Annotated in this window: 6 protein-coding genes; 3 read left to right on the forward strand and 3 right to left on the reverse strand. The window is 60.1% G+C overall.

Annotated elements, in window-relative coordinates; genetic code table 11:
* Positions 1-35: 35 nt before the first annotated feature.
* Positions 36-779, reverse strand: a complete 744-nt coding sequence (locus RAH32_RS18595) for an SDR family NAD(P)-dependent oxidoreductase (RefSeq protein WP_265501994.1) — start codon at positions 777-779, stop codon at positions 36-38.
* A 280-nt stretch (positions 780-1059) separates the two neighbouring features.
* On the opposite strand from RAH32_RS18595, the gene RAH32_RS18600 reads away from it, so the two are divergent.
* Positions 1060-1767 carry a FadR/GntR family transcriptional regulator gene (locus tag RAH32_RS18600; protein ID WP_306609926.1) on the forward strand — a complete coding sequence of 236 codons (708 nt, stop codon included), beginning with the start codon at positions 1060-1062 and terminating at the stop codon, positions 1765-1767.
* A gap of 477 nt (positions 1768-2244) precedes the next feature.
* Here RAH32_RS18600 and RAH32_RS18605 read toward each other — a convergent pair whose 3' ends face one another.
* Positions 2245-2532 (reverse strand): HU family DNA-binding protein, encoded by a 288-nt coding sequence (locus RAH32_RS18605; RefSeq protein WP_306609927.1) that lies wholly within the window; start codon positions 2530-2532, stop codon positions 2245-2247.
* A 414-nt stretch (positions 2533-2946) separates the two neighbouring features.
* Here RAH32_RS18605 and RAH32_RS18610 point away from each other — a divergent pair, with 414 nt between their 5' ends.
* Positions 2947-3345 carry a hypothetical protein gene (locus RAH32_RS18610; RefSeq protein WP_306609928.1) on the forward strand — a complete coding sequence of 133 codons (399 nt, stop codon included), beginning with the start codon at positions 2947-2949 and terminating at the stop codon, positions 3343-3345.
* 297 nt (positions 3346-3642) lie between these two features.
* On the forward strand, positions 3643-4986 hold the full coding sequence (locus RAH32_RS18615; RefSeq protein WP_306609929.1) for an esterase-like activity of phytase family protein: 1344 nt from the start codon (positions 3643-3645) through the stop codon (positions 4984-4986).
* A 227-nt stretch (positions 4987-5213) separates the two neighbouring features.
* On the opposite strand, the gene RAH32_RS18620 is transcribed toward RAH32_RS18615, so the two are convergent.
* Positions 5214-6021, reverse strand: an 808-nt coding sequence (locus tag RAH32_RS18620) for an Orn/Lys/Arg family decarboxylase (protein WP_489681615.1), incomplete at its 5' end; no start/stop codon positions are given.

Consider the following 6021-nt stretch of genomic DNA (forward strand, 5'->3'; position numbering starts at 1 on the left):
GGTTTATCCTTCTGGTTCAAGCCCGGCTGTGCGGCCTAGAGCATGTAGATGCCGCCGTTCACATGAACAGTCTCGCCGGTGATGAACGAGGCCGCGTCAGAGCAGAGGAAGGCCACGACCCGCGCGACTTCGGCAGGGTGGCCCAGCCGGGCCAGCGGTGTCTGGGCAATGGAACTGTCGGCGCGCGTCTGCAGCAGCTCGCGCGTCATCGGCGTCTCGATGATGCCGGGGGCGACGGCATTGACCCGCGTGCGCGGCCCAAGCTCGCGCGCAAGGCTGCGCGTCAACGAGGTCAGCGCCCCTTTCGAGGCCGCGTAATGCGCATTGGTGAACGCCCCGCGATGGCCGGCCAGCGAGGTCAAGTTGACGATGGCCGAGCGGTCGGTCAATACGCCCTGTACCCGGCCAAGCAGGTAGAACACCCCGTCAAGGTTGATCGACAGCGTCCTTCGCCATTGGTCATCAGTCATCCGGGCAAAGGGTTCGGCCAGATAGATCCCGGCCGAGGGCACGACATAGTCCACTGTCCCGAATGTCGCGCACGCCGCATCGACCAAGGCCTGCGCCGAGGCCGGATCGGCCGCATCCAGCACCTGCACATGCTTGCCGCCTGCCCCGCCAAGACCGGCCGCAAAGCTTGCCAGTTCGCCCCGGTCACGGTCGGCCAGCACCAGGTTAGCGCCCGCATCGGCAAACAGCGCCGCAATCTCGCGACCGATGCCGCCATTTGCGCCGGTCAGAAGCAGGGTCTTGCCTGCGAAATCAAATGTTATCTGCACGATGGCTTGCCTTGCGTCGAACGGTCCGAACGCGCTGCCAGGGCTTGAGCAGACATGCTTCACCTCCATCGGCATGCGCGTTTGATGCAGCAGACAATTCCACAAATTGGTCAGTCCAGTCAATGATGTTATTTGTTATAACGAGAAGGTTGGACACGTCAGTATCTCTACGCACCCGAAATTCTTGAATTATGTATATTTGGCTGAGATAAACTGGCCTGACCAATTCAACCGCTGACGCGCCGGGCACCTGAAGGAAGAAACTCTGGACAAGGCTGCAATGGGACGGCAGGCCCGCGACCTGCCCGATGATCTAGCGGCACGCCTTGCCGCGCGGGTGCGGGCGGGCGAGTTCGCCCCGGGCGCGCGGCTGCCCAGCGAACGCGACCTCAGCGCGGAATATGCCGTCTCGCGCCCGGTCGTGCGTGAGGCGTTGTCGCATCTGAAGTCGGCCGGTCTGGTCGAGGCGCGAGCCGGATCAGGCGTCTATGTGACCGCCAAGGCCGAGGCCCGGGCCTTCCGTCTGCATCCCGTTGACCTCGAGCAGGACGAGTCGCTTGCGCAGGTGATGGAGCTTTTGATGGCGGTCGAGGTCGCCGCCGCGGGCAGCGCCGCGGTCCATCGGACCGAGGCCGATCTCAAACATATCCGGCGCGAGCTTCTGGGTATGGAATATGCTATCGCCAGCGACCGGCTGGGCGATGACGAGGATTTCGCCTTTCACCAGGCGATCGTTGCGGCGACGCACAACCCCTATTTCGTGTCGCTGTGCAGCCACCTTGATTATGGGGTGCGCCGCGTCATCCGGGCCACGCGCAGTAATACGCGCTACCATATGTCTGGGATGCAGGATGCGGTTCAGTGCGAGCATCGCGCCATCTATGACGCGATTGCCGCAAGCGACGCCGAAGGCGCGGCCCGCGCTGCGGGGGTGCATCTGCAAAACGCGGCGAAGCGGTTGTATAAGGTTCGCGATAGTGGGGCGTGATCAGCGCCAGCCAAGCCTCTGGGTGACAGTCGTCAAGGTGCTTTCCATAACCATGCCTCATGCTCTGTCCGCCGTCGAATGATCTGGAACAAACATTGTGGCTTTGGCTTGGAAGATTCCGGCTATGTTGAGATCATGCGACTTGGCGTAGACAGGGCAGCTGCCAACTGCCGCGTGGTTGGTAAGCGGCAGGGTAAACGACCGGTCGGGTTCAACGTACTGAATTAACGGGTGTACCGGGCAAAAGAACTACACCGACCTGCATTGCAGGGCTGTAATTCGGTAGGGAATATCGGCCGCATGACAATCGGAAGGATGCAAGTCATATTTCGGGTATTCCATAACACCCGTTGATATTCATCAATGCCTATTGGCAATCATCTTGGGTTGCGCGGGACGGGCCCGAATGGACCCATTGTCTTTTTCGGCTTGCCCCCACTGCATGCGGGAGCAAGCCATGTCCGGGGTCGGCAGCGATTAAGAGTTGACGCTGTCCTTCAGAGCCTTAGCCACCGTAAACTTTACGACGCGATCGGCAGGCTTTGTCATCGCCTCGCCTGTTGACGGATTGCGGACCTGTCGCTCGGGACGATCCCGACAGGAGAGCTTGCCCAAGCCGGGAAGGGTGAGGGCGCCGCCTTCGGCCACGATCGAAGTCGCAACCTCGGACAGCGCATCAAGGATAGAAGAAACATCCTTTCTCGCAATGCCAGACTTTTCGGCCAGAGTGGCAAGCAGCTCAGTCTTGGTCATCGGCTTCATCATTCTTTCCTTGTCGTTTGAACATCCAGGACAGGGGTAGCCAGTGTCGGCTGGTTTTTCCACCTGAATGGGTATTGAATGCGATTAGGCCAAAGTCCGGGAGGGGTGAACCGGGGTTCGATCTCATCGACAAGAGCAATCGCGAAATCTTCAAAGGAAATGCTGCTTGAAACGCGCGCCGGGCTGAAGGATGGAGCAGTATCCTGGAGATCAGTTAAGCGAACGTGACTGCTCAGGATACACGGCTCCATGAGCTTGGCTTGGCCAATATGACCTTGTCGAAGACGCAACGATCATGCCCGGAAATCTGCCCCAGTTACGGGTGCTTGGGTAAGTGCGGCAGATTTTGGGGCAGCCTGGTTTAGGTGGGTCAAACGGGAACGAGTTGTGGGAGCAAGTCGCCGGTCCTACAAAGGCGTGTTCGACTTTAACCTTGTCGCCATCGGGATCGAAGAAGCTCTCGTCCGGCAACATCATCGCTCCCAGATTCTGAAGATCGAAAACGACTTTCACCGCTTCAAAACCAGCTCCAGAAGGGCATTAGCGGCGCTGAGGAATTGTAACACGCTCATTTGCAATTCGCAGGAGGCTCGGGCGGCAGCCTCTCGGCTGGAAGATAGCAGTCCGATGTCGAGGGTGGGGATGGCCGAACGCAACGACATTTCCGATCTGCTGGCGTTCATCAGTCGCGAAGCGACTTGGCGCGAGCGGCTGAAGGACGTCGTGGCCGAACATCTTCTGCCCGCTCTCGAAGCGTTCGAAATGGATCTCAAGGATCTGGCTGAGCTTTTTGGGCGATCAGTGGTCGGGTGTTAGGCGACAACCACCATGGCCGGCGTATTGCCACATGAAGATATGTTTCCGAAGTAGTGGTTGTCGCCTCACCCGGAATATTGCCGAGCCTCTATCGGTCAGGCACCATAGAAAACTCGTTGCCCGGGGGCGCGTCGGCGGGCGCGAGGGAGTTTCCGACGAGGTGCGGAGCCCTCAACCAGCGTAGCGCCTCGTCGAGCGCGGCAGAGCGGCGTCATCTGGTTGCCACATCCCTGCTGCATGGTTGTCATCTTCGCGCCTTAACCGGTCGGCTTCGTGACGAAACGAAGGACTACGACCATGCGCCTTATTCTTGCCCTCCTGGCCTGCTCTGCCGCCACCCCTGCCTTGGCCGAAGAGGTGTTTCCCGCGACTTTGGCGGGCCACGCCATACTGCCCGCCTTTACAATGGTGACGCCGCCAACTGACGCGCCGCAAGATCTGTGGGTAGCGGGCAAGTTCACTGGCAAGCAGCGGAATGAAGACCCCATGACGGTCGAGGGCGATGTGGGCAAGGCCTACGGCGGGCACAAAACGGGCGTATCGCTGCCCTTTATCGGCCAGCCGGTGCAGGGCATGTCGGGACTTGCCATGAACCGGGACAGGGATGGCAGTTGGTTTGTGCTGACGGATAACGGCTTTGGCAGCAAGATCAACAGTCCGGACGCGATGCTGTTCTTCCACCGGATGCAGCCCGATTTCACCACCGGCCGGGTCCAACGCCAGGAAACCGTGTTCCTGCGCGATCCTGACCGCAAGGTGCCGTTCCGCATTGCCAACGAAGGGACGGACAGCCGCTATCTGACTGGTGCCGACTTCGATCCCGAGAGCATCCAGTATCTGAACGACGAGGTGTGGATCGGCGATGAATTCGGCCCCTTCATCCTGCGCGTTGCGCGGGACGGTCGTGTCTTGTCGGTCCACAAAACTATGCTGGATGGTGAGGCATTGGCAGGCCCTGACACGCCCGGCGTTGTCGTGCCGGCCCAGCCGGGCACGGATTTCCGCGTGCAGCGTTCCGGCGGCTATGAAGGCATGGCGCTGCAACCTGGCACTGGCATGCTGTGGGCCATGCTGGAAAAGCCGTTGCTGGGTGGGGACGGCCAGCCCGAGGGTGATTTCTTGCGCGTGATCACCTTTGACACGGCGACGCAGGACTGGACGGGCGACAGCTTCCGCTTCCGCCTGTCCGAAGGCGCAACCGCCATCGGCGATTTCAACTTCATCGACAACAGCCGTGCCCTGGTGATCGAGCGGGACAATGGCGAGGGAGATGCCTCGCGCGCCTGCGCCGAGGGTGCATCGGATCAGTCCGCCTGTTATCCGCAGGCCGCCCGCGTCAAGAATGTGGTGTTGATCGATACCGCCAGTCGTGATGCCGATGGCTTCATCCGCCGCATTGGCCATGTCAACCTGCTGGATATTGCGGATCCCGACAGCAAAGCCCTGGAAGGGCTGAAGCCTGCCAAGGGCAACTTCACCTTTCCCTTCTTCACCATCGAGGACGTGGCTCGGGTCGACGACACGCATATCCTAGTCGCCAATGACAACAACCTTCCCTTCTCAGGCGGGCGCGAGATCGGCAAGGCAGCGGACAACGAATTCATCCTGCTGTCCGTGCCTGAACTGTTGTCGGCGCGCTGAGTCTTGGCAGGGGCGCTATGCCCCGCCTTCCCGGCGGCGGGGTCACCGCCGCCCAAAGCTGAACATGATCACCCGAGTTCTGCGGCCGCACCCTGCGGCTAAGTAATATGCATGTTCCGGAAGCAGGTCCCGTCCACCATCGTAAGGTTGAATACATCTAGTATTTGAAACCTCAACGGCTCGGCCCGGGGGTATCCTGTTCATTAAAGCAGAAGGCCTGGGCCTGTTCAGACGGCCACGCAGTCTGCATAGTGGCAGATCTCGCCGTCTTCATCGATTTCCGTGACCAGGCCGTGGATGTCGGTTTCGAAGCCGGGACATTCGCGTGCGAATTCACGGTTGAAGCGCAGGTAGTCGACGATCTTGGCGTTGAACGTTTCACCCGGGATCAAAAGCGGGATCCCGGGCGGATAGGGTGTTACCAGGCTTGTCGTAATCCGCCCTTGCAGGTCGTCGATTGCCACCCGCTGCGTCGTGCGCCGCGCAATGTGCGAGAACGCTTCCGAGGGCGTCATCGCCGGATGGTGATCTGACAGGTAAATTTCCGTCGAGAGGCGGGCGACATCGTATTTCGCATAAAGCGCGTGAACGTGCTGGCTGAGATCGCGCAATCCCATGCCCTCATATCGCGGATGCTTGGAGCAAAATTCTGGCATCACGCGCCACAGGGGTTGGTTGCGGTCGTAGTCGTCTTTGAACTGCTGAAGGGCTGCAACAAGGGTATTCCAGCGGCCCTTGGTGATGCCGATGGTGAACAGAATGAAGAAGCTGTAGAGACCTGTCTTCTCGACCACGACGCCATGCTCGGCTAGGTATTTCGATACGATCGAGGCCGGAATGCCGGTGGTATCGAAGCGCCCTTCGATGTCCAGGCCGGGGGTAATGATGGTCGCCTTGATCGGGTCCAGCATGTTGAAGCCTGGCGCCATGTCGCCAAATCCGTGCCAGCTGTCTTCACCGTCGCGTTGCACGCCTTCGCTGTCGGTGCGACGCAGCACCCAATCTTTGGTACGGCCAATGCCTTCTTCCTCGAGC

Source organism: Paracoccus yibinensis (assembly GCF_030846195.1).
Taxonomy (GTDB): Bacteria; Pseudomonadota; Alphaproteobacteria; order Rhodobacterales; family Rhodobacteraceae; genus Paracoccus; species Paracoccus yibinensis.

What these genes read in the sequence shown, in the direction of transcription:
- RAH32_RS18615 (WP_306609929.1), top strand. Translation starts at nt 3,643, where the DNA reads ATGCGCCTTATTCTTGCCCTCCTGGCCTGCTCTGCCGCCACCCCTGCC.
- RAH32_RS18605 (WP_306609927.1), bottom strand. Translation starts at nt 2,532, where the DNA reads ATGATGAAGCCGATGACCAAGACTGAGCTGCTTGCCACTCTGGCCGAA.
- RAH32_RS18600 (WP_306609926.1), top strand. Translation starts at nt 1,060, where the DNA reads ATGGGACGGCAGGCCCGCGACCTGCCCGATGATCTAGCGGCACGCCTT.